The organism is Alistipes sp. CAG:29 (genome assembly GCF_000435435.1).
GTDB classification, from domain to species: Bacteria; Bacteroidota; Bacteroidia; order Bacteroidales; family Rikenellaceae; genus Alistipes; species Alistipes onderdonkii.
The window spans coordinates 1-1,311 of the sequence record NZ_FR893410.1; the positions used below are offsets into that span (position 1 = coordinate 1).

Annotated in this window: 1 protein-coding gene; it reads right to left on the reverse strand. The window is 47.2% G+C overall.

Going from position 1 to position 1,311, the window contains the following annotated elements:
* Window positions 1-106: 106 nt before the first annotated feature.
* Window positions 107-721, reverse strand: coding sequence for a signal peptidase II (locus QVP03_RS02025; RefSeq protein ID WP_022331993.1), 615 nt, complete (start codon window positions 719-721; stop codon window positions 107-109).
* Window positions 722-1,311: the final 590 nt, after the last annotated feature.

Here is a 1,311-nt window from a genome sequence, read left to right on the forward strand (position 1 = left end):
CCTGAAACGTGCGCGTCTACCTATTCCGCCACCTGGGCTTTTGGAAATTGTGGTGTGCAAAAGTAATACTTTTTTCTCATTCACCAACTATTTTTACGAAAAAAATCTACTTGCTCAGGAATTTGTACTGAAACAGAAGCAGATAGATGACGGCGACGGAGATATAGGCATCGGCCAGGTTGAAGATGGCCCCGAAAAAGTAGTTGTTGCTGTCCACCAGGAAGTTCAGGAACCGCGGTACACCGTTCCACTGGAAGAGCGGGAAATAGAACATGTCGACGACCTTGCCCATCATGAACCCGGCGTAGTGCCCGCCGAAATGTGCGACCGTATAGGGCGTCGACTCCGAGAAGAGCAGCCCGTAGAACGCGCTGTCGATGATGTTGCCGAGCGCTCCCGCCATGACCAGCGCCAGGCCGACGATGACTCCCTTGGGGGTGTCTTTGCGTTTGTTGAGGAGGTGGTGCATCAGCCAGCCGATGACCCCGACCATCACGATCCGGAAAATCCCGAGCAGGAGTTTCCCCCAGTCGAACCCGCCTTTGGTGGCGATGTGCATCCCGAAGGCCGCGCCGTTATTCTCGATGAAGCGCAATTGGAACCAGTCCGGGAAGACGACGATCGATTCGTCGAGGTGCATGTGGGTCTTGACCCAGATCTTGAGTGCCTGATCCGCGATGAGCAGGATCAGCACGAGCAGTGATATTTTTCTGAAATTCATATCGGTCGGATAATCTGACGCAAAAATAGTAAAAAATCTCAGTTTTGCAGGACTCGACCCGAATTTACTCGCTGCGGCCCATTCCGTGGCAGTCCCCGGCCCCGCAGGTCGGCTTCCCGGTTGCGGCGATGTGCGGCCCGGGCTTCATAAGGGCTGGCCGACTAATTCTTCTTTAATAAAATATAGGTGTATACCTCAGATTTGAAGAAATTTTAACTTTCATGCAAAAAATATGCGAAAATATTTGCAGGTTCGAAAAAAGTCGCTACCTTTGCATCCGCGTTTGAGAAAAACGGTTGTTCTTACGAAGGCTGAAAGTTTACAATAAAGGAGCTCAAAGCTCTGTGTAAGCCCGATTTCCCGAGACGCGAAGTTCTTAAAAAGATTTTTGAAAAAAGATTTGCAGGATTCAAAAAGTTACTCTATCTTTGCAGTCCTTTCGCATTGTAAAATGCGATTTTTTCAAACTGGTTCTTTGAATTACTGGTTATATTTTGAGAGAAAAGAAATGTAGTATTTATCTGTCAATTTCCTTTTATAAAGGATAAACGAATAGTCAGGACTCTAACAAAACATTTATAATTTTATAC